Annotated in this window: 29 protein-coding genes and 1 pseudogene; 17 read left to right on the top strand and 13 right to left on the bottom strand. The window is 60.8% G+C overall.

Features of this window, described 5'->3' with window-relative positions:
* Positions 1–301: 301 nt before the first annotated feature.
* Complete coding sequence (locus U0023_RS26330) at positions 302–673, top strand: DUF6894 family protein (protein ID WP_154660869.1); 372 nt, start codon at positions 302–304, stop codon at positions 671–673.
* A 440-nt stretch (positions 674–1,113) separates the two neighbouring features.
* On the top strand, positions 1,114–1,851 hold the full coding sequence (locus tag U0023_RS26325) for a sigma-70 family RNA polymerase sigma factor (RefSeq protein ID WP_009488670.1): 738 nt from the start codon (positions 1,114–1,116) through the stop codon (positions 1,849–1,851).
* A 744-nt stretch (positions 1,852–2,595) separates the two neighbouring features.
* On the opposite strand, the gene U0023_RS26320 is transcribed toward U0023_RS26325, so the two are convergent.
* Positions 2,596–2,805: a hypothetical protein gene (locus U0023_RS26320; protein WP_322883867.1), complete on the bottom strand. Its 210-nt coding sequence runs from the start codon at positions 2,803–2,805 to the stop codon at positions 2,596–2,598.
* Here U0023_RS26320 and U0023_RS26315 point away from each other — a divergent pair.
* Positions 2,792–3,250, top strand: a pseudogene (locus U0023_RS26315) (IS6 family transposase); the annotation flags it as partial. The gene U0023_RS26320 and the pseudogene U0023_RS26315 overlap by 14 nt on opposite strands.
* Before the next feature lie 117 nt (positions 3,251–3,367).
* Here U0023_RS26315 and U0023_RS26310 read toward each other — a convergent pair.
* Positions 3,368–3,517 (bottom strand): hypothetical protein, encoded by a 150-nt coding sequence (locus tag U0023_RS26310; protein WP_245272819.1) that lies wholly within the window; start codon positions 3,515–3,517, stop codon positions 3,368–3,370.
* Positions 3,518–3,715: 198 nt separating this feature from the next.
* A complete protein-coding gene (locus U0023_RS26305) occupies positions 3,716–4,000 on the bottom strand; it encodes a hypothetical protein (protein ID WP_009488665.1) in 285 nt (94 codons plus the stop codon).
* Positions 4,001–5,055: 1,055 nt separating this feature from the next.
* Here U0023_RS26305 and U0023_RS26300 point away from each other — a divergent pair.
* The 6 genes from U0023_RS26300 (at position 5,056) to U0023_RS26275 (ending at position 10,947) form a co-directional block, all read left to right on the top strand.
* Positions 5,056–6,318: an IS256 family transposase gene (locus U0023_RS26300; RefSeq protein ID WP_009488662.1), complete on the top strand. Its 1,263-nt coding sequence runs from the start codon at positions 5,056–5,058 to the stop codon at positions 6,316–6,318.
* Between the two features lie 367 nt (positions 6,319–6,685).
* The gene (locus U0023_RS26295; protein WP_009488661.1) at positions 6,686–7,252 is read left to right on the top strand and encodes a response regulator; all 567 of its coding nucleotides are present in this window, start codon (positions 6,686–6,688) and stop codon (positions 7,250–7,252) included.
* A 295-nt stretch (positions 7,253–7,547) separates the two neighbouring features.
* On the top strand, positions 7,548–8,150 hold the full coding sequence (locus U0023_RS26290) for a hypothetical protein (protein ID WP_009488660.1): 603 nt from the start codon (positions 7,548–7,550) through the stop codon (positions 8,148–8,150).
* A 227-nt stretch (positions 8,151–8,377) separates the two neighbouring features.
* Positions 8,378–9,424: an IS630 family transposase gene (locus U0023_RS26285; RefSeq protein WP_009488659.1), complete on the top strand. Its 1,047-nt coding sequence runs from the start codon at positions 8,378–8,380 to the stop codon at positions 9,422–9,424.
* 732 nt (positions 9,425–10,156) lie between these two features.
* Positions 10,157–10,408: a ParB N-terminal domain-containing protein gene (locus tag U0023_RS26280; RefSeq protein ID WP_009489610.1), complete on the top strand. Its 252-nt coding sequence runs from the start codon at positions 10,157–10,159 to the stop codon at positions 10,406–10,408.
* A gap of 116 nt (positions 10,409–10,524) precedes the next feature.
* Positions 10,525–10,947 (top strand): hypothetical protein, encoded by a 423-nt coding sequence (locus U0023_RS26275; RefSeq protein ID WP_040638036.1) that lies wholly within the window; start codon positions 10,525–10,527, stop codon positions 10,945–10,947.
* A gap of 74 nt (positions 10,948–11,021) precedes the next feature.
* On the opposite strand, the gene U0023_RS26270 is transcribed toward U0023_RS26275, so the two are convergent.
* The gene (locus U0023_RS26270) at positions 11,022–11,357 is read right to left on the bottom strand and encodes a DUF6894 family protein (protein ID WP_009489608.1); all 336 of its coding nucleotides are present in this window, start codon (positions 11,355–11,357) and stop codon (positions 11,022–11,024) included.
* A gap of 740 nt (positions 11,358–12,097) precedes the next feature.
* On the bottom strand, positions 12,098–12,334 hold the full coding sequence (locus U0023_RS26265; protein WP_009489606.1) for a hypothetical protein: 237 nt from the start codon (positions 12,332–12,334) through the stop codon (positions 12,098–12,100).
* A gap of 721 nt (positions 12,335–13,055) precedes the next feature.
* Between U0023_RS26265 and U0023_RS26260 the strand changes: the two genes are divergently transcribed.
* A complete protein-coding gene (locus U0023_RS26260; protein ID WP_040638035.1) occupies positions 13,056–13,334 on the top strand; it encodes a hypothetical protein in 279 nt (92 codons plus the stop codon).
* 2 nt (positions 13,335–13,336) lie between these two features.
* Here U0023_RS26260 and U0023_RS26255 read toward each other — a convergent pair whose 3' ends face one another.
* A complete protein-coding gene (locus U0023_RS26255) occupies positions 13,337–13,777 on the bottom strand; it encodes an acetyltransferase (protein ID WP_009489603.1) in 441 nt (146 codons plus the stop codon).
* A 787-nt stretch (positions 13,778–14,564) separates the two neighbouring features.
* Between U0023_RS26255 and U0023_RS26250 the strand changes: the two genes are divergently transcribed.
* The gene (locus U0023_RS26250) at positions 14,565–14,906 is read left to right on the top strand and encodes a hypothetical protein (RefSeq protein WP_009489601.1); all 342 of its coding nucleotides are present in this window, start codon (positions 14,565–14,567) and stop codon (positions 14,904–14,906) included.
* A gap of 333 nt (positions 14,907–15,239) precedes the next feature.
* Positions 15,240–15,935 (top strand): response regulator transcription factor, encoded by a 696-nt coding sequence (locus U0023_RS26245; RefSeq protein WP_009489600.1) that lies wholly within the window; start codon positions 15,240–15,242, stop codon positions 15,933–15,935.
* Positions 15,936–16,022: 87 nt separating this feature from the next.
* On the opposite strand, the gene U0023_RS26240 is transcribed toward U0023_RS26245, so the two are convergent.
* Positions 16,023–16,673: an IS630 family transposase gene (locus U0023_RS26240; RefSeq protein ID WP_245272872.1), complete on the bottom strand. Its 651-nt coding sequence runs from the start codon at positions 16,671–16,673 to the stop codon at positions 16,023–16,025.
* A complete protein-coding gene (locus tag U0023_RS26235) occupies positions 16,562–16,984 on the bottom strand; it encodes a helix-turn-helix domain-containing protein (RefSeq protein ID WP_009489598.1) in 423 nt (140 codons plus the stop codon). Before U0023_RS26235 ends, U0023_RS26240 begins: the two co-directional genes overlap by 112 nt.
* Positions 16,985–17,110: 126 nt before the next feature.
* On the opposite strand from U0023_RS26235, the gene U0023_RS26230 reads away from it, so the two are divergent.
* Positions 17,111–18,316: an IS701 family transposase gene (locus U0023_RS26230; RefSeq protein WP_009489597.1), complete on the top strand. Its 1,206-nt coding sequence runs from the start codon at positions 17,111–17,113 to the stop codon at positions 18,314–18,316.
* A gap of 105 nt (positions 18,317–18,421) precedes the next feature.
* Here the strand turns inward: U0023_RS26230 and U0023_RS26225 are convergent, their stop codons facing one another.
* On the bottom strand, positions 18,422–19,408 hold the full coding sequence (locus U0023_RS26225; protein WP_009488371.1) for an IS481 family transposase: 987 nt from the start codon (positions 19,406–19,408) through the stop codon (positions 18,422–18,424).
* A gap of 545 nt (positions 19,409–19,953) precedes the next feature.
* Between U0023_RS26225 and U0023_RS26220 the strand changes: the two genes are divergently transcribed.
* Positions 19,954–20,325 carry a hypothetical protein gene (locus tag U0023_RS26220; RefSeq protein WP_009489596.1) on the top strand — a complete coding sequence of 124 codons (372 nt, stop codon included), beginning with the start codon at positions 19,954–19,956 and terminating at the stop codon, positions 20,323–20,325.
* A 254-nt stretch (positions 20,326–20,579) separates the two neighbouring features.
* Positions 20,580–21,050, top strand: coding sequence for an HU family DNA-binding protein (locus U0023_RS26215; RefSeq protein ID WP_009489595.1), 471 nt, complete (start codon positions 20,580–20,582; stop codon positions 21,048–21,050).
* 79 nt (positions 21,051–21,129) lie between these two features.
* On the opposite strand, the gene U0023_RS26210 is transcribed toward U0023_RS26215, so the two are convergent.
* The 4 genes from U0023_RS26210 to U0023_RS26195 form a co-directional block, all read right to left on the bottom strand.
* Positions 21,130–21,390 carry an SWIB/MDM2 domain-containing protein gene (locus tag U0023_RS26210; RefSeq protein ID WP_009489594.1) on the bottom strand — a complete coding sequence of 87 codons (261 nt, stop codon included), beginning with the start codon at positions 21,388–21,390 and terminating at the stop codon, positions 21,130–21,132.
* A 171-nt stretch (positions 21,391–21,561) separates the two neighbouring features.
* Complete coding sequence (locus U0023_RS26205) at positions 21,562–21,816, bottom strand: hypothetical protein (protein ID WP_040638032.1); 255 nt, start codon at positions 21,814–21,816, stop codon at positions 21,562–21,564.
* Between the two features lie 85 nt (positions 21,817–21,901).
* Positions 21,902–22,459, bottom strand: coding sequence for a transposase (locus U0023_RS26200; protein ID WP_009489592.1), 558 nt, complete (start codon positions 22,457–22,459; stop codon positions 21,902–21,904).
* A gap of 14 nt (positions 22,460–22,473) precedes the next feature.
* A complete protein-coding gene (locus U0023_RS26195) occupies positions 22,474–23,016 on the bottom strand; it encodes a helix-turn-helix domain-containing protein (RefSeq protein ID WP_009489591.1) in 543 nt (180 codons plus the stop codon).
* A 126-nt stretch (positions 23,017–23,142) separates the two neighbouring features.
* Between U0023_RS26195 and U0023_RS26190 the strand changes: the two genes are divergently transcribed.
* Positions 23,143–23,463, top strand: coding sequence for a helix-turn-helix domain-containing protein (locus U0023_RS26190; protein ID WP_009489590.1), 321 nt, complete (start codon positions 23,143–23,145; stop codon positions 23,461–23,463).
* Positions 23,464–23,617: 154 nt separating this feature from the next.
* Positions 23,618–26,590 carry a Tn3 family transposase gene (locus U0023_RS26185; protein WP_009489589.1) on the top strand — a complete coding sequence of 991 codons (2,973 nt, stop codon included), beginning with the start codon at positions 23,618–23,620 and terminating at the stop codon, positions 26,588–26,590.
* The last annotated feature ends 19 nt before the right edge of the window (positions 26,591–26,609 follow it).

Genomic DNA, 26,609 nt, shown 5'->3' with positions numbered 1-26,609 from the left:
TTCGGGGGTCATGGCCCAGGACAGGGCCGCGCCTGAGGCACGAAGTCTAAAAGCCACCCCGTCGCGACCATATACGGCTGAGGAATCGGCCGCATTGGCAGCCAAGGCTCGACAAAAGGCCGAAGCCGCGGAGCGCGCCAGGGATCGCAAGTTGAGAGAGGTCTCGAAGGGGATCTGCACCGGATGCTGACATCAACCCGCACGATCTAAGTCGTGGCGGCCCAGTGGCAGGGCATAAGAGACCGCAGCACTCTTGCCGTCCGACATCAAAAAGCCTGCTGCTCGTCTTAACCCTTTCGGCATGAGCAAGGCTCCAAAGCACCCGAGCCAGCGCGACGATCTCAAGCGGCGGGACGATGAGGGCGGCCCGCCTTGCTCCGGTTACCCCTCCCACAAGCCGCCGCAGGCTCCCGAGCCAAGGGCGGAAACGGCTCTGTACTACTTCAACCTCAGGACTGAAGACGGCTTGGTCGACGATCCTGAAGGAGAAAAGTATCCTGACCTTCAGGCGGCGCGAGATGCTGCCATGGCCAAGGTGCGCGGCATGATCACGGAAGGTGATCAGATCGGCGAGAACCGGCGAAGCTGGTGCGTCGAGGTCATGGACAAGGCCAATCAAACGGTGCTGACAGTCGCGTTCTCTCAAGTCCTCGACCGAAAGGCAAACGACTAATTGTGTGCGAAGCGACTGCCGTTGTGCAGTTAGGTAGAAGGAGACGAACCCGTCATGGGCAAGCGCCCTCTCAGCCTCACTCAGAGAGTTGTGAACTCGGTTTGGAAAGCCGTCAGGATGCTCGAAGATCGTCCCGCACCGTTCCCAAAGGTAAAACTCAACGGGCGGCGTGGCTACGGCGACCGGGATATTCCCTCGCCGGATCAAAACTCTGATCGCGACTGATCTGAACTCCAGGCTCATGCCACATAGGCGGGCCATGGTGTCGCTGTCACGCACGGACATTGTCGAGTCCGTCAGCCGGGTTGTCGATTTCAATCACTTTTGCCTTGTAGCTCGCGCTGACCAACCCCACGTTTGTCAGTACCGCTGGTAAATGGCCCTAGGCGCTGGCGGCTGAGAGACATCGCGCGCTCCCGCCGTCTGTCGCGGAGTGCAACATGCCCAGCAATCCTTCTCCCACATCGCAGAGCGCCATCGCATTGCCAGGCTATCGGCCGGCACTAGCGGGGGATATCCAGGATCATTTGGGGCAGCAGCTGCGGTTGGCGGATGAAGCGATGGGCCCTTGGCCCGTGCCGGAGTCGCTCAGGATCTTGGCGGCCACGATCGACTGCCACCTTGCACTCAGGACAGAGGCGCAGCTATCAGAGTTTCGGGATGGGATCGTGGAAGCACAACCGATCCTGCGTGCCTTCGCAATCTCCCTGACGAAAAGTCCAGATCGCGCCGATGATCTCGTGCAAGCCACCATGCTTCAGGCCTTGAGCAAGCGGGCTCTCTTCCAGCCGGGCACGAACCTGAACGCGTGGCTCTTCACGATCTTGCGCAACGGCTACTACACCGACTATCGCAGGCGCAGTCGTGAGGTTGCCGATCCGGATGGAGCCTACGCTGCACAGTTGACCATCGCTCCGGGGCAAATGGACGGGCTCAACCTCCAAGATCTGCAGAATGCGTTACCGAAACTTGCTCCCGACCAGCGTGAGGCGTTGCTTCTCGTCGGCGCTCACGGGCTTACATACGAAGAGGCCGCGACGGTCAGCGGGATCCCGATTGGGACGATCAAGAGCCGAGTCAACCGAGCTCGGCTTCGGCTTGCCGAACTTCTGGGCTATGCACCTGAAGAACTCATGCAGGGGCAATCCCTGCAAAGCCGCACTGGTCGCCAATCGTGAGCACCGACCCGGCCGAGAGCATCGCCCGCCATATCGTACGCCATCTTGTACGAGGGCTGGGCAAGACCGAAGGGGAGGGTGTGCCTCTCCAAAAGCTGCGGCACTGGTGGGTCCTCAGCTTGGGGCAGCGAGGCGATGCGTTTGACCTAGGCCTCGACTATGCCAGTCACTGCCAATGGGTCGCGCATGGACCGGATGGCATGATCCTGCTCACCGACCTGGGATCCACGAAGGGCGGCAGACCCTCATAGACGGAATATCAAAGACAAGCGCGCAGTTCCTAGGCCAGACACGCGCAAACGATGTCACGGTAACTGGAGACGTTCAGAGGATCATATAGCACCTCGTCTCCTTGCCGACGTTCACCATTGGAAATGGGTTCCAGAGGGCATTTGCGCCCTCAAGTGACCCGCGACGGAACGTCCGAAGGTCTCCTTCCGGGCGTCAAATGCCAGTTCATACAAGAGTCAAAGGTTTTAAGGATGTCTTACGCAGAAGCATCACACATTGCAGAACGAACATTGCTGGATGGAGCGACCTTAACTGAGCTTAAACAGGCGTCCATGGATTTGCGGGTCCTGACCCCGGACAGCGCTCTGGCTGATCTTGTCGACGCCAAGATCGAATTCATCGAGAGCCAGAAGGGATGCTCCGACATCGGGGGCACTGGAGCAGGCTAAGGTACACTCCGGACTGATGCGCGCGAGAGGTGACCTATCGCGCGCATCAGTCCGTCAGCTCGGGTCAACCGGCGGAACTGCCCTTTCGCACAAAAGCTGGCAGCTGATTCAGGACGCTCTTCTCTTCAGGACCGGCAGCGTCCAGAACATCCGCCATGTCTTCAATCTGCTCGAAGCTGGCTGTTAGGACGAGCCTGAAACCATCCTCTAACTCAATGACGAGTTCGGGGTCGCCGCCACGGGACGATGGGGAGACCAGGAAGCGCGGCGGCAAACTGCACTACCTCTGGCGGGCTGTTGATCAGCACGGCAACGTGCTCGACGTGCTGGTGCAGAGCCGGCACAACAAGAAGGCGGCCAAGCGTTTCATTTGCAAGCTGCTTAAGGGCTTGTGCTATGTGCCGAGGGTCATCGTGACGGGCAAACTCGCCTCCTATGCTGCGGCCAAACGCGAGATCCTTCCGGCTGTCGAACATCGGCAGAGTCGATACCTGAATAATCGCTGCGAAGTCTCGCACCAACCCAGCCGACGACGTGAGCGCCACATGCGGCGGTTCAAATCAGTCCAGCATGCCCAACAATTTCTATCTATTCACACTCCGATCCACAACCACTTCCAGGTCCACCGTCACCGTCTTTCTGCCAATGAGTATCGCGTGACCCGCGATTGCGCCTTCAATTCATGGCGCGATGCGACCGGTGCTGCCCTCGTCGGCTGATTTAGACTGGCTCGATGACTGCACTCGCCGCAGCTCTGCCCACCGGGCGTCAAGTTGACAGTCCCGCTATTGCTGCGACATGCAACCAGCGGCTCGCAGATCATTGGAATGCGTGAGTTACTGGTGATGGTGCGAGCAGCCCGCGTCCAACTCCGCTATCTCGACCAGCTCGTCCCTGTCACTCACGGTCAGCTTGCCGCTTTGGAATTCCACTGCCCCTGCCGCGCGAAGAACCATGAGGGTACGGTTGACGTGAACCATTGACATTCTAATCGCATCCGCGAGGTCTTCCTGCGTCACCGGAAGGTCATAACTGGTGTCATGTGCCAATCCTGCTGCCTTCGCACGCTGCATAACCTGCAGACAAGTGAGCTATCTGCCCGTCTGCCAGCACCTTGCTGCTGCGCATCAGCCATACCCGAAGCAGAGAGGCCCTCGGTGCGGCTTTCCATACTAACTACACTTCTATGTAAAGGTCATTTGAATTTGCCGCTCTAGCTCATCGAGTTCTCTCACATAAGGAGCGCGCCGTTCGTGATGACGCTCTTTGAGGGTGGCAATGGCCCTGTGTTTCAGAGGTTCTTCGATTGTGCTCTGCAGGATCGTTTCACGGTCGTTCTGGAACTCAAAATCGATGTCGGCCAAGCTCCCTAACAGCGACTGCATCAGAGGCAGAATGTCTGGGGAGTAAGTCTCTGTAGGCCGTTGAGACTGTTCTGAAGTCAGGTGTTTGAGCGTGTTAGCAAACATCACATTCCTCCGGTTCCTGTTGCTCTTGTCATAGCTCCGCCTCGCTGTTGGAGTTGGTGAGATTTCTTGCGAGGATCGGCACGTCGGCAGGATCATGTCATGATGATTGGGAGATTAGTGGAGCACCTGTGGACGCCACGACACAAAGAGTGAGGGCCGCTTCCAAAGAAAGAAATGATCCTGCTCCGCGAGGCCCAAGTGCCGATCTTGTTCAAGGCGTGCAATTTGTGCTTCGACAGCTGCGAGTTGGCGCTCAAGGCGGATGACATGCCGACGCTTACTCGGCAGAAGCTTTTGTTTCTCACGCTTCATTGAGACACCCAAGTGCGCAGCCATGCCGCCACCTCTTCTTCGGAGGATGACTGGCAATGTGCTGACGACCGTATAGCGCCCCCGCAGTTCTTGCTTATCTCAACAAGACTATGCTGATTCGGAGGTAATCCGTCTGTCGGGAAGCCGACAGTAGGGCAAGCTTTTGTTAACTTATGTTGGTTTGTCGCAACTCATGGAGTTGGCGATGTAACTGAGGTGACACGGACGAAGTGGTCCAGCCGCTCTGTTAGTCTGGTCGGCAAATTTCCTTGAGGGCTCAGGGAGGTTTGTCATGCGCAAGAGACGCTTTTCAGTGGAGCAGATTGTGGCGATCCAGCGCACATCCTTGATCCAGGGGGTAGCCTCCCAGTCGCCATCCTCCGTTTGCCGGCGTTGACCCGAGAGACCCTGCTGGAAACCTGTCGAATAGGGAATTTTACCTTTCACGTAGAACAGGCGAGGGGTTGGAGCCAAGACACTCACGACCTTCTGTCCGTACATTTGCCACATTATGCCGCTGCTCTGCCAGCAAGGGACCCTGAACGAGGGCAAGCACATAGGGGCATTCAGCGGCACAGTCCTGCCACCAACGAGAGTGTCTCAATGCAAGCCCTGCTCCCGATCGATGCCCGGTGCCGTCCGGGAGGTGGTAGACTTTTGAGGGTGGCGTAGTCTCCGGGTGCTGCAACCCACACAGCGGGATTCGGGCGTTGGAGCGCTCCGGTCCCGTGGGAGACCACGCCATGACGGACCTTATCAGCAAGACAGATGCTGCGCATCCTGCCGGCCAGCCGCAAGCCCGGCTTTTCGACGATTGGATCGACCCGATCGAGACCGGCGTGCGCGAGCGGGTGCGGGGCTGGATCGAAGCCCTCATTCAGGCGGAACTCGAGGCGGCTCTGGGCCGGCCGCGCTATGGCCGCAAGGAGCGTCCCGCACCACCCGCCTCCACTCACGGCTATCGCCATGGCAGCCGCTGCCGCAGCCTGACCGGCACCTTTGGCCAGACAGAGATTTCGGTGCCGCGAGCGCGCTTGCGTACCGAGGATGGCCGCACCACTGAGTGGAGAAGCGCAACCCTTCGGGCTTATCAGCGGCGCACCAAGGCCGCCGATGCGCTGATTGCCTCAGCGTATCTGGCCGGCACCAACACCCGGCGGGTCCGCCGGGCCTTAGCCGCCCTGTTCGGCGGAGCCATCGGCAAGGACACGGTCAGCCGGGTCTGGCGCAAGGTGCAGACCGACTGGCAAGCCTGGAACCAGCGCTCGCTCGCCGACGAGCCGATCGTGCGGCTGATCCTCGACGGCACGGTGGTGCGGGTCCGGCTCGACAGGAAGGCGACCTCGATTTCGCTGCTGGTGGTGATCGGGGTGCGCGAGGATGGCCAGAAGGTGCTGCTGGCGGTCAAGAACATGGGCGGGGAGACCACGGCCGCCTGGCGTGCGGTGCTCGACGACCTCGTGGCACGCCAGCTGCGCCGGCCGGCCTTTGTCATTGTGGATGGCGCGCCGGGCCTGGAGCAGGCGCTCGCGGCGGTGTGGGAGGGGGTCCCGCTGCAGCGCTGCACGGTGCATAAGCACCGCAATCTGCTCGCCCATGCGCCCAAGCGGCTGCATGAGGAGATCACGGCCGATTACACGGATATGATCTATGCCGCCACGGCCGAGGAGATGAAGGAGCGGCGCAAAGCCTTTGTTCGCAAATGGCAGCTGCGGCATCCGGCGGTGGCCGACAGCCTGGAGGAGGCCGGCGAGGCACTGTTTGCGTTCACAAAGCTGCCGCCCTCGCAGTGGAAGTCGGCCCGAACCACCAATGCGATCGAGCGGCTGCATGAGGAGTTCAAGCGGCGGATCAAGACCCAGACGGTGCTGCCTTCAGCGGCGACCGCGGCCATGCTGTTCTGGGCGCTGCTGGCGTCCGGCCAGATCACGATGCGCAAGGTCGATGGCTGGAAGACGCTTCCCAAAATCTCATCGAGCCAGGAGATGATTGACGTTGCTGCTTAACCCCATATCCTAAGCATGCTGGAGACTGCGCCACTCCAATTTCTACAGCCCTCGCGCCGCTGCCCGATGCCCCGGAAGTCACGTTTTCAATCCCAACTCACTCCACGTTCGATCAATCGCTGGCCTCTAATGACCTTCAGCAGCTTGGGGAGCGGCTGCGGCTCACCTATGGAGCGGTTGAGACACACCTCCCGGCTCGGCTGGCAGAACTCGTGGACCGGCTCACACGCCGGGAGCAGCCGGAAGGCTAGGGGTCGGTAGGACACTGTCTCAGGCCTGCCTCAGCGTGCACATCCTGCTCGCTTGGATGTCTCAGTCGAAACCAGCGTAGATCGACCCTCGAACGATCATAGGCTTATTTTGTACAATGCCATTGATCGGTGCCCTGCCTGGAATCGGTCGGACCGTCGAGGATCAGGCATGGCAGCTTGGCGCACCTACCCGTTCGCCACGACAGTTTAAGGAAGCATCAACCAAGTCGGCAGAATATCGGCCGGTCTCCCAAGTAATACGCGATGCTCCAAAGATGCTAGCCTCAGCTACCGTTCTTGTCGTCGACAATGACCCGATCACACGCGAGTTGCTGGAGGGGATTCTCCGGACTGGCGGCTTCCAAGTCCTCGCTGTTCCGACTGGAAATGTGGGTCTCCTATCACTTTGTCAGCAGCGCGCTCAAATCGACTGGCTTGTAACGAAGATAAGCCTTCCCGGGCTTGTCGATGGATGGCTCCTGGCCGATGAGTTTCATCGGCACCGCCCAGACCGGCCGGTGATCCTCCTGTCCGAGGCGATCGCGGAGGCCGAATGCCCCTCCATCGATGCGCTGTTGATTCCAGCGACAGCTCCGATGCGGGTTCTTGAGGCACTGACAAGCCTGGGCAGTGATGAAACCTCGCGTCTGGTGAACTCCCCTGAGATCGCTCGAGCAGCTTGAGCCTGCATAAACAGTTTGGATGAAGGCACTCCGGCCGAGAGGGTCGAGCTTTCAGCCAAGGCGCCAGAGCGGGACGGCGCTCTGCGCTACCATGCCGGGCAATCAGGGATCGCTCCGAGCGGGCTATTCATCACCTCTCCGTCTTTTAATTCGGCCTTAACTAAGACAACAAAGTCACCTGGTTCGTGGCGGCCGGCGGCCCGAGGTAATCCATTTCAGCCTCTTTGTCGCCGCAACCGTGGGCCCGAATGAGCGGCGCTGAATTTCAGTCATCTTCCGTATGCGGGAGGCGCCCATGTTCCAAGAGTCTGCGCCACGTCTGTTGAACGCACACCGCGGTCTAATCCTGGCCCTCAGCCTGTCCGCCGCCGCAGGATGGACCTCGTTTGCCATCGTTGGGCACACGTCGGCTGCGGTCGAACACCAGTTTCGTGATCAGGTCACAAGCCTGCAGGCCACGCAGACCCAGCTTGTTGCCGAGCAGACGAAGGCTCGAGTGTCACTCTCCGAGATGGCCCAGCTCCGTGCAGATCTTGCCGCAGCTCGGCGCGAGATCAACCAGCTGTCCCAGTCTCACGAGCAGGCTCAGGGGGAGTATCCCCCCGTCAGGGCTGATGCCAAAGGTGCAAACCTCCAACCCAATGACGCCACCCGTGACGTATCCCGGACAGAGGCCATCGGCGAGAAAACCAGCGCGATCCACAAGGACAAAGCAGTCTCAGGAAAGCCGCTAGAGAAGCAGCCTCGCAATCCGCAGGTTGCCGCCGTTGGTATTTCATCCTCGGTTGCCCGAAAACCAGCTGAGAAGCCCCGCGGCAAAGAGTTGATTGTTGTCAGTGAACCGGATACAGCGGCCTTGCGCCAGCTCGTGAAGTCTGCGCAGACGCCAGGGCGGTAGATAACATCCCAGCGGCCATGGCCAGCTCTCCGCCCAACCGCAGGGAGGAGGTGCCAAACTGTCTGGCTGTCTAAAATTGAGTCACAACTGAACAGGCACCTCATGCAGCCTTGCACGCGTGAGATCCTCCTGTGTGAAAATCCTAGTACGGCATCGGTTGCAACTTACATTATTGAGCCGGTCCTCATTGTCTTGAAAGGGTCTTGGTTGGCTCCAGCTTCATCAGCATGAAGCACGTGGACATGCGCAAGCTGCCGGCGGCGGCTCAAGAGGAGCGCCGGCGGCAAGTCATTGGGCTCCGGGAGCGCGGGCTGACCTACCGGGCGATCGCGGCCCAGGTTGGGCTGTCGCCAACCGGGGTCTTCGACATCTGCCAGCGGTTTGCGGCCGAGGGCGCGCAGGGGCTGGTGAGCAAGCCACGCGGGCGCAAGCCGGATGAGCAACGGCTGCTGGATGCCGCCCAGGAGGCCGAGATTCAGCGCCTGATCTGCCGGCACACCCCGGACGAACTGGACCTGCCGTTCGCCCTGTGGAGCCGGGCGGCGGTGCGTGCGGTGATCTGGCAGCGCTGTGGGATTGCGCTGGCCGTGCGAACCGTGGGCAAGTATCTGGCGCGCTGGGGCTTCACCGCGCAGAAGCCGCTCCGGCGGGCGTACGAGCAGAACCCGGCCGCGGTGCGGCACTGGCTGCGGCGGGAGTACCCGGCCATCGTCGCGGCGGCCCGGCAGGCGCGGGGCACCATCTTCTGGGGTGACGAAACCGGTCTGCGCGCCGACGACGTGCGCGGCCGCGGCTATGCGCCCCGGGGCCGGACGCCGGTGATCCGGGTCTGCCATCGGCGCGCCGGGCTGAGCCTGATCGCGGCGGTGAGCAATCGCGGCGCCTTGCGCTGGATGATTGTCGACGCGGCGGTGAATGCCGCAATCTTGATCCGTTTCCTGCAACGCCTGATCCGCGAGGCAAAGCGCAAGGTGTTCCTGATCCTGGACCGGCTGCGGGTGCATCGCGCCGCCCGGGTCCGCGACTGGCTTACCGCGCATCGGGCGAAGATCGAGGTCTTCTACCTGCCGGCTTACAGCCCGGAGCTGAACCCGGAGGAGTGCCTGAACGCCGACCTGAAGCAGGTTGTCACCCGCCAGGCGCCCGCGCGCAGCAAACAGCAGCTCAAGCGGGCAACGGTCAGCCATATGCGTCGCCTCTCGAAATCGCCCCGGCGCGTCCGAAGCTATTTCAGCCACAAACCCGTCCGCTACGCCGCATGCTCAAGACAATGAGGACCGGATCAATAAATAGGGATTGCGCTCGATTCTCGCGGGCAGTCTCATGCTCATAAAGACCCGTCCTCCACTTCATGATGATAGTGAGCGACAACAAAGAAGATAAAGAATTTGTTAGGATTTTAGCGGGAACTTGTTTGGCGTCGTGACGAGCCGGTTCGCCTTATCTTCGCAAGAGATCTTGCGCCTCCAGCAAACGGCATCGCGCATGAGCAAGACGAAGCCCGACGCCGACCATGCCCTGCACCCTGCTCTCGAAGAGCTACGGCAAATCCTGGCCAGAGAGCAGACGTTGGAGGGGTTTCAGAAACGCCTTGGTCATGATCCGTTCGCACCCTCACAACGGATCACGGAACGAGGGGCACGAAAAGCGCTTAAGAAGCGACGCTAACCCGTTCCGACAGCCTCGGTTTCACAAAACAGCCTTGAGCGAGTTTTGTAGCCGCTTCGACATCTTCGACGATGAGCATGGGCGATGCCCCTGCGATACGTCTTTCCCCAACAACCTTGTACCGGCCGTCTCACTAGGAATGGGGTGGACATTCGGTATCGTCACAGCTGAATCATGAAATCTGTCTGAACCTGTGCTTATCAGCAGTCTTCATTACCGTTGCCTTCCCATGACTGTGGGATGAGCTTGAACGATCCTGGAGATGTATGTCGCTAGGCAAGCTGACTCGCCGCGCCTAAGCTTCCATCAGGCATGAACCCAACGCAGGAGCAGTCGGGATGGTATTGAAGAAGCAGACCCTTTCGATCCACGATGTCTATGTGCCTGTGAAGCGCCGACAAACCCTGGACGCACAGAACGTTGAGGCTTTGGCCGAGAGCATGATGGAAAAGGGGCAGGAGACCCCTATTCTCGTGCGGCCTGACGGTCAGCGGTTTGTCCTCGTCGAGGGACTGCATCGTTTGGAGGCGTGCAAAGCTCTCGGAGAGACAACCGTTCCAGCCTACTTGGTGCAGGCTCGTCGGCGCTGAGCCGCGGCGATGAGAGTTGATCCGGCATGCGCTTTAGAGGTGGAGAGAACTGTCTCATCCCGCCGCAATTTGCCTCCTCCACCTGGTCAAACAAACGTTGGAAAGGCTATCACTCCATGACGAACGATCCGGGCAAACAGGCTCCGCTGACGAGGCACAGGCAGGAAGACTGGGATGAGGCATGCGAGGCGTACCTGCTGGAACATACCCCAGGCTTGAAATACTACTACGCAGCGCAGCACCAGGCCTTCCTCCAAATCGAGGAGGATGCAATGTCACGCTATCCAGATCCAACACCGGACGATATCGCCACGGCCCAAGCCGTGGAGGCTGCTCTGCCGTCCAGGAAGAGAACGGAGCTTCAGCTGCGTCGCAGCTTCGTACCTCTGGCGGCTCACCTTCCAAGCGAGGTCAAGCGCACCCGGAAGCGCTTCATTCAGCGGCATCAGCGCGCCTGGAACCGCGCTAACCCGATTCCTTTGACACGGGAGCTCGAGCGCACGCTCACGGCAGAGTTCAAAAGGACTTATGGGCAGTGAGAGCCTGAAGGGCAGGGGCTCATTGCTGTTCAAGATCTGGGCATAGCCATTACGGCAGTTCGTCCCAGATTTGATCAATGAGCCGAGAGTAAATCCAGAGGGATCACTTGGATGGCCCGTCCAGAGACATCCACGATCTCCAGGCGCCATCCCCGCCACTCGCCGGACCTTGTGGGCATCTGGGCACGAAGCTCCTCGACAGCTTCCAGGGCGGAGACCACCGCCGCCTGGATGCTGGACGCCACGATGCCCTCTTCATCAGGAATCCGGTCATCGCCATCCGTGAGGTTGAAGTAGTAGCGGGCTGGAACTGGCCGAGCCGGCGAGGCCTCGTGCCAGGAATCCGCTGACGGTATGGTGGCGCCAAGGCCCTCAGGCGACATCGGCTTGTTCTTGATGATGGTTGTCACGGGTTGGCCCGCCTTACTGGATTGCTGGGTATGAGACAGTGTCGAGTTCCACCCAGCCGGTACAGGTCGGGAGTGCGGGAACGAGGTAAGCGCGGCCTCCTTCCACGCTCTCAACCCGGCACGGGTAGGTTCTCCGGTCGCCTGGAGGTCGGTACAGGACGAGACTGCCAGCGGCGAGACGATCGGACAAAGAGTCTTCAGAGATGACGATTGCGCCTGTATCGAGCGGCTCACCGGCATCTGGTGCAGGAGCGATGTTTTGCTTGGCTGCCCGCACGCGTTCGAGCGCAGCAATGACGAGACGGGCTCGGTCGCGGTACCGGCTCATGACGAGTTTCAGAGGACCCTGCTCATTCCCCGCATGCCAGGACAGGCCCCCTGCTCTTGCAAGCTCGGCTGCAACCGCCTCTATTTCATCTTCTGTCATGTGGCCCCCGGCGCATTAAACCACTGCCGTTAAGCCTTAGCGGTCGCTTTCAGTTCCGCACAACGAAGTCGCAGTCCGCGGCAGACCTGCCCCAGCCCGAGATCACTAACGCCATTGAATGACATGTTCACGACCATTTCGCCCAAAGCGGCTAGCGACACTCGGACTGCAATGCTACTCCAGTATCATTGGTATATCGTTATGAATTCTCCCGATGAACGGGGCCTCGGTCTTGGGGCCGGTGACGGCCAACAGCCTGTTGTCGGTGTTCCTGCGGCGGCCGTGGTAGGTAGCTCCGGCGTCCCAACTTCGCTTAATCAAGACCGACTGTCTTCGGTGAGCTGTCCTCAACCTCCAGGACGGTCGGCGGGAAGGTGGGCTGCTCAGCCTCGAGCTGCTGCAGGGCAAGCCCGCGCCAGTACCGGAGTTCCGCAGTGTCCTTGCCGGCCCGCTCGTCAGCGAGGATCTGCTCCCAGCCCGGCCCCTGTTCATCGGCGAGCCGCTGGGCTCGAGCGGTGATTTCCTCGTCTGAAAAGCGCTCTGCCGCCATGAAAGCTCTCCCTGCCACACAGAGGGATGATGGCGGCCGAGTGTGACCGGAAGGTGATGAGCCCGATGGCCTTGCCAATGATGGCTATTCCGAGCTTGAGGAGGGATGCGTTACCCCCTTCGCCTGCACGTGCAGGACCTTCCACGCCGGGGGCAGGATGGAATGAACGTATGGACAGCCACCAGAGAGTCTGGGACGCCATCGATGTCATGGCCCACCGCGCTGGGCTGAGCACCTTCGGGCTGGCCAAATCTGCCGGTATGGACGCCACAGCCTTCAACCGGTCCAAGCGGGTCGACGGGCACGGGCGGCCACACTGGCCCAGTGCCGAGACGATCCAAAGGGTGCTTGATGCGACCGACAGCACGTGGTCCGAGTTCGCGCGTCTGGTTGAGGCAGGCCCAACCGCCTCTCAGAGGGAAGAAGCAACGACATCGGTTTCATAAGGAGTATTGTTGCTTTATTGGGCTGGGAGCCGGCAGCCTGGCATAGGCGAACCGCCGCTGCCTCCAGCACAAGCTGGAGCCGAACCTACACCTCGCGTTGCTCAGATGTGGAAACACGGACATGAGCATGGATGTTGTTGAGGATGATGATCCAATCGAACTGGGAGAGGCGTCCTTAATCCGTCGTTAACCATACCACTCTCATCGTGGCTGATGGGGCGAGCACACATGCGGAGGTGGGCAGGCATCATCTTCAACGCAGCGAAGGATGCAGATTGACCGCCTTGGCTGCTCTGGAGACTGAAGGTGCAAATCCACCTGAAAATGCAGACAGAACCAAGGCGACGATGATCAATCTGTTCGAGATGCTCCAACCTGCAACCAATGTTCTGTTGGAGTTGCAAACCCTCATTGCATCACCCGAGTTGCTTCCGTGGATCGGATCAGCCGTCGTGATGCTCTTGGCGACTGTCCTGGTGCCGGTGATCAGGTGGCGCAGACAAGCGGCTGCCATGGAGTGGCGCAGGACATTGGCAGCCCGGGCAAGAGCCTGAGCCTAGTCTTCCAGGATCAAATGGACGATGGGAAAGGCACGGCCGCGATCATCCCGCTCGGATCGGCCTACCTCCCGAAATCCCATCCGCCGGTAGAAGGACCGCGCGCCCTCATTCTGCTCGTTGACGTCAACGGACAGATTCGGCGCCATCTGGCGCGCATACGCGACGAGCGCACGCCCCACTCCTTTGCCATGCTGCTCCGGCGCGACAAACAGGGCATCGATCTTGTCCTCTGTCATACCCATGAAGCCGAGAGGCCGGTCTTCATCATCAACTGCGACCCAGAGGAGGGCTTGGGGCAGGTACTCAGTGCGGACGAGCCCGGAGTAGAAATCGATGTCAGCCTCGCTCAGGAAGAGATGCGTCGCCCGCACCGCCCGAAGCCAGATTGCGAAAAGGGTATCCGTGTCGCTGAGGCGCGCTGGTCGAACAGAGCTCATCGGACTTGTCCTGCTATAAGCTTCTCACGCGCGACCTAGGTCAAAATCGCAGTGTCCGCAAGTTTGATTCGAGTAACTTAGAAGGGGCAGGCAGCATAATCCGGCAAGCAGCAATTGTCGTTAGCTGAGCAGATCGAGCGTCTCACTGCGTGAGTGAATGTGAGATCCTCTATATTTTTCTGTCCTCGGTCAAACATTGCGACACAGCTGACAAGCATAATTAGCATGGTTAAACTCGCGATGAATGACAAGAAACGAAGACCGATTTAAAGGATTAGAAATGACACTTCATGAACACATCCAGAAGCATTGGAAGACAGCGGCTGTTGTCGTCGTAGGGGGCTTTATTGCTTACAGCATCTCCTACTTCTGGTGAGGTAGCCTCAGCACGGTGTGAGGATCGGAGATTAACCACGCGTAGTTGGGGAGCAATTGCCTTTCTCGGGTGGAGCCTTCAGCGCGCTTCTGGCCTAATCAGGACCATGGTTAGCGGCGCTATGCCCGGTGGGAATGTCCTTGATCTAGGCTGGAGAGAAGCCGTGCCTCTCTATCCACATGCCCGCTGAGCCTCGCGCTTGACGCTGATCGTCGCCGATGTGAAGTTGAAGCCACTGCAGAACCTCAACCGGGCTGATGCCGAGGCATAAGGGGTCGAATCTGACGTCGCCGACCCGCCGTTCGGATATGTGACCTAGATTAGACCGCAGTTGGTGTCGAAGAACCCGTTGATCGTCGCGATCACCTTCACTGTCTACCAGTGCAACATCGACCAGATGGAGCCGGCGGCATGACACCGGAGCGCTTCGCCCTGATGCGGCACCTGCTGCACAACGCGCAGTTCGACTGGACCTATGGCGACACAGAGTATCTGCGTGAGCCGGTCGATTTTATTCCGCGATACCCCAACGCCGTGGTGGATCTGCCGCGGATCAGAAAGATTGCTTTCACCTTGCATAAGGACCGTGTCGCAATGTTCGACGGCTCCGGCGCTGCGCTGACACCCTCGTTCATAATCGCCTGGGTGGAAGCGGAAGGCTACGTGATCCACGCTTCCGCCTTCGACGATGGCGGGGATGATGTGGCGCGAGGTATGATCGGCCGCCCATGCCCAAAGTGCCGGAATCGATGATCAAACGTCTTCCTGGGATCGTTACAGCGCCTGATCTTCCTTGATAGAACGAACTGTGGAGCCAAATCTGCTCACGATCGATATCGTCCAAGCCGAAGCTGTTCTCATTCAGCTAGACAAGGTAGCAGTATGAGATCCTCCTGTGAGAGGATCCTGCCACGGCACCGGTTACAGACCTCCTGTCGCAGGTTTGCAAGCAGAATCATTTACCCGACTAAATTCTTGAACCCTGGAACTGAGCCGGCGCAGTGAAAGCGTCGATGTACCACCGGCGTTAACTCCTCGTTGAGCATACTTCCCTCACATTAGCTGAGGTCTCTGGGAGGTGGTGAGATGCGGGTGTTGCTGATTGAGGATGACATCTCTGTCACTCAGAGTATTGAGCTCATGCTCCAGCGCCTCAACGTCCAAATCTCCGTGGCCGATCTAGGCGAGCACGGCATCAATCTCGGCCAACTCCCCGATTACGACATCATCCTGCTCGATCTCAACCTCCCGGACATGTCAGGCTATGATGTCCTGCGACAGCTGCGGCTGGCCAAGGTGAGCACGCCTGTCCTGATCCTCTCAGGCCTGGACGGTATCCAGAACAAGGTCAGCGGCCTCGGCTATGGCGCCGATGATTACCTCACCAAGCCATTTCATAAGGATGAACTCATCGCCCGCATGCAGGCCATCATCCGCCGCTCGTCCGACCAGACCGAAGCCGTCCTTCAATGCGGCGATCTGACGATCAACCCTCGGGCTCAACAGGCTGAGATCGCAGGCCGCCGGGTGAACCTGACCGGCACCGAGTACAAGATCCTGGCGTTCCTGGCTCAGCGCCAGGGCAACACGCTGACCAAAGAGATGCTCCTCAATCATCTGTATAGCGGAATGGATGAACCGGAGATCAAGATCATCGACGTGTTCATCTGCAAGCTGCGCAAGAAGCTCGCGGAGGCTTCAGGTGACAGGGACTACATCGAGACGGTCTGGGGCCGCGGCTACATGCTGCGGGAGCCGCAGCTCGTCAAGTTGGCAAGCTAAGTCTCAGGTCCACGCCCCTCCCACATCCGCTGTCCTGCGTTCTGTCAGCGGATTGCAGGTTTTCTGGATTCTAAAGCGCTTTTGGTTTCAGTGTAGAGCATAGCCGGCATGCCTGATCCAGCCTCGGGCATCTTTTGCGGTGATGCTGTCGAGGGCGGGTTTGAGCTCTGCTTCCAAGGCTTCGAGAGTGCGTGCGGCTTTGGCCTTGAGCCGCTCTTTCACCTTGGCCCAGGCGTGCTCGATCGGGTTGAACTCGGGCGAGTAGCGCGGCAGGTACAGCAGTCCAATCCCAGCCCGATCGAGCAGGTCCTGCACTTCGATGGCGTGGTGCGGGCGCAGGTTGTCCATCACCAGAATGGCATCCGGCTTGGTGCGTTTGAGAGCCGGTACCAGGATCTGCTCGAGATAGGCGAGTAACACGGAGGTAGAAGTCGAGGCCTCGATGCTCATCGTGGCAACCAGGCCCTCACAGGCGAGCGCACCCAAGACCGTCAGCCGCTGCCAGGAGCCCAGCGGGATCGAGCCGGACGCCCGCTGCCCGCGCGGGGCTCTGGCATGAGTGCGGGCCATCTTAGTCGTTACCCCGCTCTCATCCAGGAACACCAAGCGTTCGACAGGAAGGGCGCTCATCTGCTGGCGGTAAGCCTCACGCTCGGCAGCAACCTCGGGCCGCTCCTGCTCGGCCGCCCGAAGGGTCTTTTTTTCGGACGCAGCTTGAGGCGCTTGAGCGCCTCGCAGATCACCGCCAAGCACACCGTCACGCCCGTTCGCTCAGCCAGGCGCTCACGGTACTCGCGCAGCAGTGCGTCATTGTCCTCGATCACGAGCTGACGCAGCACCTCGAGAACCGCCGCATCCAGGCGCGAGGGCACGCCGCCGCTGTGCGGCTTCGCAGCCCGCCGGCCTTCCTCGCGTTCTTGGCGGCGCCAGTTCGACACGGTGGCCGGGCAAACCTGGAAGCGGCGGGCGATCTCGACCTGAGGAAGGTCGCCGCGTTCGCAGGCGACCAGAACGCGCTCACGCAAATCCGCGGAATAGGCCTGGGACATGGCTCGCCTCCTGGGCCATATCCCAGTCAACGCACAGACCACTACAATGGATTCAAGGCCAGATCAAAAGCGCTTTAGTACTACAGCCGGGTTTGTGCGTTGTCTTTGACACGGAGGTGTCAGGCCATGACGCGCACAAGCGAGGTCCATCGTTGGGCCGATCAGTTGGATGATCTGTGCAGCCGCCTTGCTCCCCGGTTCAGCCGGGTCGAGCCGCGCCGACGAGCCCGCGCCTATTTGCAGGGCCTGCTTGCGCCGCTCGAGCGCAAGAACGGCTGGCACCTGGCGGAAGCCGCAGGCGATGCCAGCCCCGATGGCGTGCAGGATTTCCTGTCACGCATGCACTGGGATGCCGATGCGGTCCGCGACGACCTGCAGGCTTATGTGGTCGAGCATCTCGGCGATCCTGACGCCGTGCTGGTGCTGGATGAGACCGGCTTTCTCAAGAAGGGCGACAAGTCGGCCGGCGTCAAACGCCAGTACTCCGGCACCGCCGGCCGCATCGAGAACAGCCAGATTGGAGTATTCCTCGCCTATGCCAGCCGGCATGGCCATGCGCTGATCGACCGGGCGCTGTACCTGCCCGAGACCTGGGCCTTCGATGCGGCCCGGCGCGCGGAAGCAGGCGTGCCGGAGGAGATCGGCTTCACCACCAAGCCGAAGCTCGGGCAAGCGATGTTGAAGCGGGCCTTTGCGGCCGGCGTGCCCTGCCGGTGGGTGGCCGGCGACTGCGTGTACGGCGCCGACCATCAGACGCGGCGCTTGATCGAGGCGCACGGGCGCGGCTACGTGCTGGCCGTGACCTCGGCCCAGCGGCTCGGGCTTAAGCACGTTGAGGACTGGCTTGAGGATGTGCCGGCCCGGGGCTGGAAACGCCTGAGTGCGGGTGATGGGGCCAAGGGCCCGCGGCTGTATGACTGGGCCTATCTGCCGTATCGCACACCGCCGGTGCCGGGCTGGAAGACCGGGCTGCTGATCCGGCGCCGGAAGGGACGCCCCTATCAGTTCACGTTCTATCTCACCCGTTCGCCGGAGGAGACGGCGCTGGCCGAACTGGTGCGGATTGCGGGCCAGCGCTGGCGGATCGAGAGCTGCTTTGAGGAAGCCAAGGGCGAGACCGGTCTGGACGAGTACGAGGTCCGCTCGTGGACGGGCTGGCACCGACACATCACATTATCGATGCTGGCACATGCCTATCTCACTGTGGTGCGCCGGCACGCCATCGGGGGGAGAAGCCCCCGTCGCGCAAGCCGCGGGGCTGTTGCCGCTCACCGTGCCGGAGGTGCGGCGTCTGCTCTGGCACTTGGTGTGGGAGCAGCCGCCTTCGGTTGAGGCCGTCGAGCATTGGTCGGTCTGGCGCCGGCGGCATCAGCAGCGCGCTTGCGAATGTCACTGGCGCAAGCGCACCCGACGCCGACGTGAAACCCGGCTGTAGTATTAGTTGTCTGGATGCGAGACCTCCTTGGCGTCAGCAACGACCTGGAGGGCGGGCGGCAACGCGTCTGAATCGGGTGGCTTGTAGCGCCGGTTGGCCAGCTTGGGCTCAGCAACCAGGCGGCTGTGCACGACCTCATCTGGTGTTCGCCCCTTGAGCACGCGCTGACGTCTCCGGTTGTAGGCTTGGTTGAAGCCCTTGAGCAGCGTCTCCAGATCCCGGTGGCTGTCGATGGTAATGCCCAGCACCTCGCGCTGAACGCGGCCGTTGAAGCGCTCCACGAGACCGTTGGTTTGCGGCGTGTACGGCTTGGTCGTGCGATGCTCCACCTTCAGCTTCCGGCAGGCGTCCTCGAAGCCATCGGCGGTGAAGCACGAGCCGCGATCGGTCAGCACGTGTGTGATCTTGAACGGGAAGGCGCGCACCGCCTCGGTCAGGAAAGCGACCGCGCTGGTGGTCAGCTCGTCGTCTTTGACCGCCAGGTGCACCCAGCGCGAGCAGCGGTCGATGGCGACATAGAGAAAGCGCTTGCGGCTCTCGCCATTGGCGGTCCGCAGCTTCGGCAGGTGTTTGATGTCCATGTGGATGAAGCCGAGATCGTAGTCCTTGAACGTGCCGCTCTTGCGCTTGCGCTGCTGCGCCGGCGGCAGGCGGCCCAGACCTTCCGCCTTGAGGATGCGGTAGACGGCATCGCGGTTGAGATGCGGCAGGAAGTGCGTGACGATAAAGGTCAGGTCATCGAGCGGAAAGCCAGTGGCCTGGCGCAGGGCACAGACGATCGCCCGCTCCTCGTCCGTGGCCTTCCACGGCAGCTTGTGCGGCCGGCTGGAGTGGTCCTGGCAGTCCTGCGCCCCACGTTTGCGCCATTTGCGGATGGTCTCGGTGCTGACGCTGAAGCGCTGCGCCAGCACGCCGGTGGGCTCGCGCGAGCGGGCGATCTCCTGGCGAACAGCTGGGGTGGTGCGGGCTTGCGGATGAAGGGAGTGCATCAGATCCTCCACCAAGGACGCGGCGGCCGCCGCGAGCCATCGAAGCGCCAAGTATAGTTCTCAATCGCCCAACGCACCTGATCCCAACAACGTTCCGCCACCAAACAATTAGCGTCTCTGTGGAGCCCGTTTCCTTACTCCGATCTGTGGCGCCATCGCGACTTGTCGGACTGAGAACGCCCCAACTGAAGCCTTTTCCAAACTCCAGTCGGGGCGCGTGCGATGCCGGTTGCAACACCATACCGCCATCCTACCCAGCGCCTGATCAGCGTCAACAGCTGTCGATATGGGAGCACCCTGGCTGAAGGCCGAGCACCAGACCTCCTACGAGGGCGCATATGATAGGCGTCGGTACCGTCCGAGGAAGATGATTGCAGACCATGCTCAGGCAAGTGTGCCTGAGCACAGTGCGATGAATTGGCGCCAAGCCTTTGTGGTGCCGCCTTCCTTTCTCGCTTGAAACCGTTGGTTAACCATGAAGGCGCATGCTTTCCTACGTGCTTCAAGGGCTGGGCGGGCTTCCTCTGACCTGGAGACGGTTGCTCATGGCGGAGCTACGACTCACCGACACAATTGAAGAGAAGTTGGCCCTGATCTCGCCAACTGTGAAGGCCATCGAGTTCGGAGGAGAGCTACCCTACCTCCGCGAACTGCAGACGCTCCTCAGACAGCACCTGGCGAGCCTTGTGGTGTTGTTCGAGCGAGATCCTGGCCTGGATGCCGCAACAACTGATTTGTACGCGGCGGCTGCGGCTGTTGTGAACGACACCGCCAGGGCCTCTCAGCCCTTCGCCCGAAAACGCCGTCTGCTCAAGGAAGCCCAAGTCCGCTTCCAGGAGCGCATCGCGACCGCACGCCCGAATGGACGACGAGTTTGCGCCGCTTGGCGACAGAACGAGCTCTTTCTTGCCGCCTGATCCAAGCCCGGGTTCCACTTCAGTCCTCAATGGGCCGGAACCCAGTCGCCTGCGCTTCCCGTCACAGGAGTTGCTCGTCCGTTTTGTCCTGTTGCGCAATCAGTCACGGGATCCTGTGCTGGCCCAAGATCCTGTGAATTCGTTCCGTCATGGCTATTGAGGCTGCGGCCTTCTGGTGATTTCAATCTTGGGCGGCAAACCCTTTGCCCATCGACTGACTGCAAGATTGCTCGCGCATCAGAAGGATCTCACCCATGGCGAAAGCAGCAACCAAGACGACAGCCAAGAAGGCGCCGGCCCGCAAAGCGGCCGCATCGAAAGCAGAACCGACTAAGACGGCCAAAACTGCCGACGCCGTTGCCAAGAGGCCTACGAAGGCCGCAGCACCGAAGGCGTCAGCCAAGGCAGCCCCCAAGGTCGCAAAGAAATCCACTGGCACCTCAGCTGGCGCGATCCTGACCCTGCGCCACATTGCCGAGCAACTGTCGGAAGTGCACGAGCTTCCCAAGCGCCAGGCCAACGAAATGCTGACGCAAGTGATCGAGATGATCGCCAAGAGCTTGAAGAAGGGCGACAAGATCCGCCTGAGCGGTCTCGGCATTCTTCAGGTGCGCAAGCGCGCCGCCCGCACCGGTCGCAACCCGCAGACCGGCGAGCCGATCAAGATCAAAGCCTCCAAGAAGATCGCCTTTCGGCCCGCGAAGGAGCTCAAGGAGGCTGTCTAGCCATTAGCTGGAAGCGGATGGCTGAAGCGACACCCACTCCGCCGGCACGCTGGCGGGGTGGGCCTGTTGTTGCGTCTGCTCAGGAGAGATGCTGAGCGAAGTGCTTGTTCATCTCGAACATGCTGACCTTGCTCTTGCCGTCGAATACAGCCTGAAGCTTCTCATCCGCGAGGAGTTCCCGTTTGTTTTCAGGGTTCTGCAAATTGTTGGACTTGATGTAATCCCACACTTTGCTCACCACTTCCGTACGGGGCAGTGGCGAGGACCCGACCACCGCCACGAGTTCATTCGAGGGCTGAACCGGCTTCATCAGCGCCGGATTTGGCTTCTTATCTGCCATTTTGATACTCCTTTGTTGTGATGGTCCGCCATCTCGGGGCGACGTGGCGCGACCATGGTGAGCGCGAGCCCAACAGACTCTCAATTCAAACATCCTAGAGGACGACCGCAATCAATGCCTGCTTTGGAATGGTTATGGAGCTGCCCACGATGATTGATGCCAAACTGATCGTCACCGGCTCCGGCGTTTGCTTTGTGGCTTCGCCATCATCAGGCGCATCGCTTCTTCGGCGCGGGCTCTCGCTTGCGCATCATGACTGAGGTTGCGCACGTCTGAGGGTTCATCCTGCTGCTGCATGCCGTTCTTGTGTGCCCGCCATTGCTTCGCCTGGGCCGCGGTGGCTGCCGCATGAGCCAACTTTTCAAGCCTATCGAGGTGAGGCGTGCTGGCCTGACCAGTGTCTCCAGTCTCGTCTTCGACTTGCATGGTTGGTTTCGTCATATAGTCGATACCTTGTAGCGCAATTGGTCTTGTCTCTGGGCCTTTCCACCTAAGTGGTGCATCCGGTAAGTCATGCCGCCTTCGGCAGGAGGGCAATGCCGGGCGAGCGGCGAGGCCGATGCCGACGGCGTTTGCCCCAGACAAAGGGATGGCGGTGTGCATTCCAGTAGACTGTAGAGCAGTGAACCGCATCGACGATCTCCTCCCAGCTCTCGAAGCGCCGACCCGCTAATGCGAGGGAGCGCAGGATTTTCCACCAGGGCTCGATCAGGTTGAGATAAGCCGCGTACTTGGGCTGGAACACCATCTCCCAACGCGGATGCGCCAGCAGGAACAGCAGCACGTCGGTGGTGCGGTGGGAGCTCAGATTATCCATGATCGCGTAGATCCGCTGGGTCGTGCGCGGGATCCAGTTCTCAACGTGGTCGAGAAAGTCGGCCCAGTGCGTGCCGCCGCGTCCGGGATAGGGATGGGTGAAGGCCTCACCCGTCGCAGGGCGAAACGCCCCGAAGATGTAGCCCTTGGCGCGCCGGCCGTAGTCGATCTCCTGTCTCGCCCGCTCGGCTGGTCGCGTCCGGTTCTGCACCAGGGCATGGCCGGCATAGCTCTTCGCGCTCACCGGTCCCATTTCGTCGAGACAGACTACCCAACTGCCCGCAGGCGGTGCGGTGTAGAGCGTTTCGATCGCCCCCTTTTTTCCGCGAAGGCCGGATCGACCCGCTCGCCGAACCAGGTCTCATGCTTGTGCCAGCGCAAGCCCTCCTGGAGCAGGATCTCGTCGATGCGGCTGCGCTGCATCGCAATGCCTTTGACCTCGTGCAGGTAGGCGGCCAGTCGGTCGAGCGTCCAGGCGGCAAACGGCAGCCCGAGCGTCTCTGGCTTGATCAGCGCCGTGGCGATCACGGTGGCGGCTTGCTCAGGCGGATAGGTGGGCGGGCGGCCGGAGCGATGCCGATCCTTCAGGGCCTCCACTCCTTCTGCATTGAAGCGGTGGATGCGCCTTCGCACCGTCTCGACATCCAGGCCCAGGCGAGAGGCAATGGCGGATGCGCTCTCGCCGTGACGGGCGCGCCAGATGATTTGAGCCCGTTGCACCATCTGAGCCGGAGCGGTGCGCGCGTGAGCCAAAGTCTGGACCCGTGCACACTCCTCAACGGTCAAATCCCGTAAGCAGATCGGTGTCATGGGTCACCTCCCGCCCGCAGGCCAGCAAGCCGCGATTATACCCCCTGAACATGCCGGATGCACCACTAAGTACAGCGTTGGAAGTTCTGTGGTATGTTGGGGTGTGGGAGCAGCCGGGAGGCCGCCATGCACCCCATTTGCCTGGATGCGCTTAGCCCAGAGCAGCTGAGCGAGCTTGATCAGCTTTATCACATCAGTCCTGATCCGCGGGTGCGCATTCGTGCCCTGATGATCCTGCTCTCGGCCGAGCGTCATCTGGTTGCGGCCGAGATCGCTGGTATCGTGCGCCAGCACGAGGAGACGGTGCGGCGCTGGTTAGCGCGTTATCAGGCGGAAGGTCTTTCCGGCCTGGCCGGGGTCATCGCAGAATCTTCCCGGAATCCTACGCTAAGAGTTTGGGAGCGTCACAGGCTGCATAGGACATTCAGCAGGCATCCAGTGCTCTGAGCAGATGGGTGATTGGCAGAGTTCGTCCTGTGCATCTGCAACGTTGAAACACATGATCCGTGTGAAAGTCTCTTGCGCGAGCTCGGCTTGATAGAAGCGGTTTGGCAACAGGAATGTGCAACACGGCGAGGCCTTGTCACCCGACTCGCCCGCCATGAAGAAGCACGAAATCCTCTCTCCGCAATCCCGCGCCACGCTGTTCGACCCACCGTCAGATGTCGCCTCAATCGTTCGCCATTACACGTTCTCGATGGAAGATCTGGCGCTGATCCGGCAAAGACGCCGGGATGCAAACCGGCTCGGCTTTGCCGTCCATCTCGCCTACCTGCGCTACCCTGGCCGCGTACTCAGTCCGTCGGAAATGCCTCCCAAGGACATGCTGGCCTTCATTGCCCATCAACTCCAGGTCAACCCATCTGCCTTCCTGGTTTACGGGCAGCGTGAAGCAACTCGCTGGGAGCACCTGAACGAACTCTACGCTTATCTCGGCTTGCGGCCCTTCCGGCATGATGACGAGCCAACGATCACGCGGATTGCCCGCGAAGAGGCGATCGGGACCGATCGCGGCGACGCCATCGTTGGCGCCATGGTCTCATATCTGCGAGAAAACCTTGTTGTCCTACCTGCTGCCACAGAACTCGAGCGGATTGCCCTCACAGCTCGCGCGCAAGTCCGTAAGCGGGCCTATCGATCATTGGTTGATGGCCTGACCTCCACTGTCAGAGCGAGGCTGAATGATCTGATCGAGGTGGCTGAGGACCAAAGGAGGACGCCTCTGGCCTGGCTCCGGGATTGGCCAGAGGCGCCAACTCAGAAGAATCTCGCCTCGATTGTGGAGCGACTAGGGGTCGTACGCTCGCTGGGCGTCGAGCCGGATCGCGAGCGGCGCGTTCACCGGGCCCGCTACGCGGGGATTGCCCGGGAGACAGCCATCCTCAGCGCTCAGCATCTGTCTCGTCTGGAAAGTGAGCGGCGGCTTGCATCTCTGGTGGTCTTCGCCCGCGAGATGGAAGCCGAGCTGACCGATGCTGCAATCACGATGTTCGACAAGATGATTGGCAGCGTGTTCCGCAAGGCCGATCGCCAGCACAAGGAGCAGGTTGTTAGCCGAGCGAAGACAATTGACAGTGCCGCCCGGGCGCTGATCGATATGGCCAAGGCCATGCTGAAAGCTCGGGCGAGAGGAGCCGATCCGCTTATGGCGGTCGAGCAAACCATCGGCTGGCGCGGGCTTGAGACGTTGGTGGGTGAGATTGATCAGACGATAGGAGACACCCGGCAGGATAACATGGCGGAGGTCATTGACCACTATCCCGGCATTCACCGGGTTGGCAAAATGATCCTTCGGACCTTCACGTTCCATTCGTGGAAGGCATCAGATCCCCTGCTTACCGCAGTCGAACTCCTGCGGACCCTTTACGCCTCCGGCCAGCGCAGGCTCCCGGCTCGAGTCCCGACCGCCTTTATGACACCTGCCTGGCGAAAACTCGTTGGGAAAGGCGCCTCTGTCGACCGGCGGACCTGGGAGATCGGTGTCATCGTCGCCCTTCGGGACCGGCTGCGGGCTGGCGATGTCTGGGTGGAAGGGAGCCGGTCCTACCGGGCGTTCGACGACTTCCTGTTGCCTCAAACTGCATTTGCCACCCGTCGTCAGAGTGGTGAACTTGGTCTTGCGATCCCTGACAGCTTCCAGGCTTGGCGTGAGGAGCGCTGTGCCACGCTGGATCGGCGGCTTCGCGAGGTTGGAGCGCAGGCTGAGGCCGGCGAACTCTCTGAGGCGGTCATCTCATCGACCGGGCTTTCGATCAGCCCGATCCGCCAGCACAATAGTGGTGCTGATGATATCGCCCGGCGGCTCTACAGCATGCTTCCCCGCCTGCGGATCACAGACCTTCTCGCCGAGGTCCACGGCTGGACGAATTTTGCGGACCGGTTCAGCCATCTTCGATCCGGGGCGCCTCCGGAGAATCCAGTCGCGCTCAAGACGGCCATTCTGGCGGATGCGACCAATCTGGGACTGGCGCGGATGGCGCGAAGCTCCGGCCTCTTCAGCCATTCTCATCTGCTCTGGACGGCGGAGTGGCATATCCGGGACGAGACGTATCAAGCCGGCCTGGCTGCCCTGGTCAATGCCATCCATGCTCAGCCCTTCACTGTCGTCTGGGGTGATGGTGCCACTTCATCCTCGGATGGGCAGTTCTTCCGAGCCGGTGGGCATGGGCAAGGCCGCGCCGATCACAATGCCCGCTACGGCTCGGAGCCGGGAGCGAAGTTCTACACGTTCATCTCCGATCGGTTCGCGCCTTTCCACACTCAGGTGATTGCCGCCAACGCCAGCGAAGCACTCCATGTTCTGGACGGCCTATTGCATCACGAGAGCACGCTCGCGATCCGGGAGCACTACACCGATACCGGCGGCGTTACCGAGCACGTGTTTGGCCTGTGCCATCTTCTCGGCTTCCGGTTTGCTCCACGGATCCGGGATCTTGCCGATCGCCGCCTCTATGTCGCCGGCGACCGGGCTGATTACAGCAGCCTCGGCGCGATGATTGGAGGTTCAATCAACCTCCAGTGCATCAGGGAGAACTGGGACGAAGTCTTGCGAATGGCGGTCTCAATCCGGGCAGGCACGGTTGCACCCTCGACGCTGATGCGTCGGCTCGCCGCCTACCCACGCCAGAACGCTCTCGCGAAAGCTCTCCGCGAGATCGGTCGTTTGGAACGCACATTGTTTACGTTGGACTGGATCTCAGACCCAGCCCTGCGCCGGCGCACCAATGCTGGTCTCAACAAGGGCGAGGCTCGTAACGCTTTGGCTCGAGCTCTGTTCTTCCATCGCCATGGCGAGCTCCGGGACCGAACCTTTGAGAACCAGCGCTACCGCGCCTCTGGGCTCAACCTGACGATCGCGGCCATCATCCTCTGGAACACGGTTTATCTCAGCCGAGCCGTTGACGAGCGCCGCGCCGGTGGCGAGCACCTGCCGGATGAGCTCCTGGCCCATATCGCACCGCTCGGCTGGGAGCACATCAGCTTCAATGGGGACTATGTCTGGCCGACCGAGCCTCTTACCGGGCACTTCCGTCCGCTGCGGAATCCACGCTCACCTTTCCTCGAAGCGGCTTAGCGTAGGATTCCGGGAAGAT

The organism is Microvirga lotononidis (assembly GCF_034627025.1).
Lineage (GTDB): Bacteria > Pseudomonadota > Alphaproteobacteria > Rhizobiales > Beijerinckiaceae > Microvirga > Microvirga lotononidis.
Note: the sequence above shows the minus strand (reverse complement) of the source record. Positions and strands in the feature narration are given on the sequence as shown.

Coding starts and splice junctions, on each gene's coding strand:
- U0023_RS26275 (WP_040638036.1), top strand. CDS start 10,525: ATGACGAACGATCCGGGCAAACAGGCTCCGCTGACGAGGCACAGGCAG.
- U0023_RS26225 (WP_009488371.1), bottom strand. CDS start 19,408: ATGCACTCCCTTCATCCGCAAGCCCGCACCACCCCAGCTGTTCGCCAG.
- U0023_RS26185 (WP_009489589.1), top strand. CDS start 23,618: ATGAAGAAGCACGAAATCCTCTCTCCGCAATCCCGCGCCACGCTGTTC.
- U0023_RS26285 (WP_009488659.1), top strand. CDS start 8,378: ATGAAGCACGTGGACATGCGCAAGCTGCCGGCGGCGGCTCAAGAGGAG.
- U0023_RS26190 (WP_009489590.1), top strand. CDS start 23,143: ATGCACCCCATTTGCCTGGATGCGCTTAGCCCAGAGCAGCTGAGCGAG.
- U0023_RS26210 (WP_009489594.1), bottom strand. CDS start 21,390: ATGGCAGATAAGAAGCCAAATCCGGCGCTGATGAAGCCGGTTCAGCCC.
- U0023_RS26325 (WP_009488670.1), top strand. CDS start 1,114: ATGCCCAGCAATCCTTCTCCCACATCGCAGAGCGCCATCGCATTGCCA.
- U0023_RS26230 (WP_009489597.1), top strand. CDS start 17,111: ATGACGCGCACAAGCGAGGTCCATCGTTGGGCCGATCAGTTGGATGAT.
- U0023_RS26280 (WP_009489610.1), top strand. CDS start 10,157: ATGGTATTGAAGAAGCAGACCCTTTCGATCCACGATGTCTATGTGCCT.
- U0023_RS26220 (WP_009489596.1), top strand. CDS start 19,954: ATGGCGGAGCTACGACTCACCGACACAATTGAAGAGAAGTTGGCCCTG.
- U0023_RS26265 (WP_009489606.1), bottom strand. CDS start 12,334: ATGGCGGCAGAGCGCTTTTCAGACGAGGAAATCACCGCTCGAGCCCAG.
- U0023_RS26250 (WP_009489601.1), top strand. CDS start 14,565: ATGACACCGGAGCGCTTCGCCCTGATGCGGCACCTGCTGCACAACGCG.
- U0023_RS26290 (WP_009488660.1), top strand. CDS start 7,548: ATGTTCCAAGAGTCTGCGCCACGTCTGTTGAACGCACACCGCGGTCTA.
- U0023_RS26330 (WP_154660869.1), top strand. CDS start 302: ATGAGCAAGGCTCCAAAGCACCCGAGCCAGCGCGACGATCTCAAGCGG.
- U0023_RS26245 (WP_009489600.1), top strand. CDS start 15,240: ATGCGGGTGTTGCTGATTGAGGATGACATCTCTGTCACTCAGAGTATT.
- U0023_RS26205 (WP_040638032.1), bottom strand. CDS start 21,816: ATGCAAGTCGAAGACGAGACTGGAGACACTGGTCAGGCCAGCACGCCT.
- U0023_RS26200 (WP_009489592.1), bottom strand. CDS start 22,459: ATGGGACCGGTGAGCGCGAAGAGCTATGCCGGCCATGCCCTGGTGCAG.
- U0023_RS26310 (WP_245272819.1), bottom strand. CDS start 3,517: ATGTCAATGGTTCACGTCAACCGTACCCTCATGGTTCTTCGCGCGGCA.
- U0023_RS26215 (WP_009489595.1), top strand. CDS start 20,580: ATGGCGAAAGCAGCAACCAAGACGACAGCCAAGAAGGCGCCGGCCCGC.
- U0023_RS26235 (WP_009489598.1), bottom strand. CDS start 16,984: ATGTCCCAGGCCTATTCCGCGGATTTGCGTGAGCGCGTTCTGGTCGCC.
- U0023_RS26255 (WP_009489603.1), bottom strand. CDS start 13,777: ATGAGCTCTGTTCGACCAGCGCGCCTCAGCGACACGGATACCCTTTTC.
- U0023_RS26295 (WP_009488661.1), top strand. CDS start 6,686: ATGCCATTGATCGGTGCCCTGCCTGGAATCGGTCGGACCGTCGAGGAT.
- U0023_RS26300 (WP_009488662.1), top strand. CDS start 5,056: ATGACGGACCTTATCAGCAAGACAGATGCTGCGCATCCTGCCGGCCAG.
- U0023_RS26305 (WP_009488665.1), bottom strand. CDS start 4,000: ATGTTTGCTAACACGCTCAAACACCTGACTTCAGAACAGTCTCAACGG.
- U0023_RS26195 (WP_009489591.1), bottom strand. CDS start 23,016: ATGACACCGATCTGCTTACGGGATTTGACCGTTGAGGAGTGTGCACGG.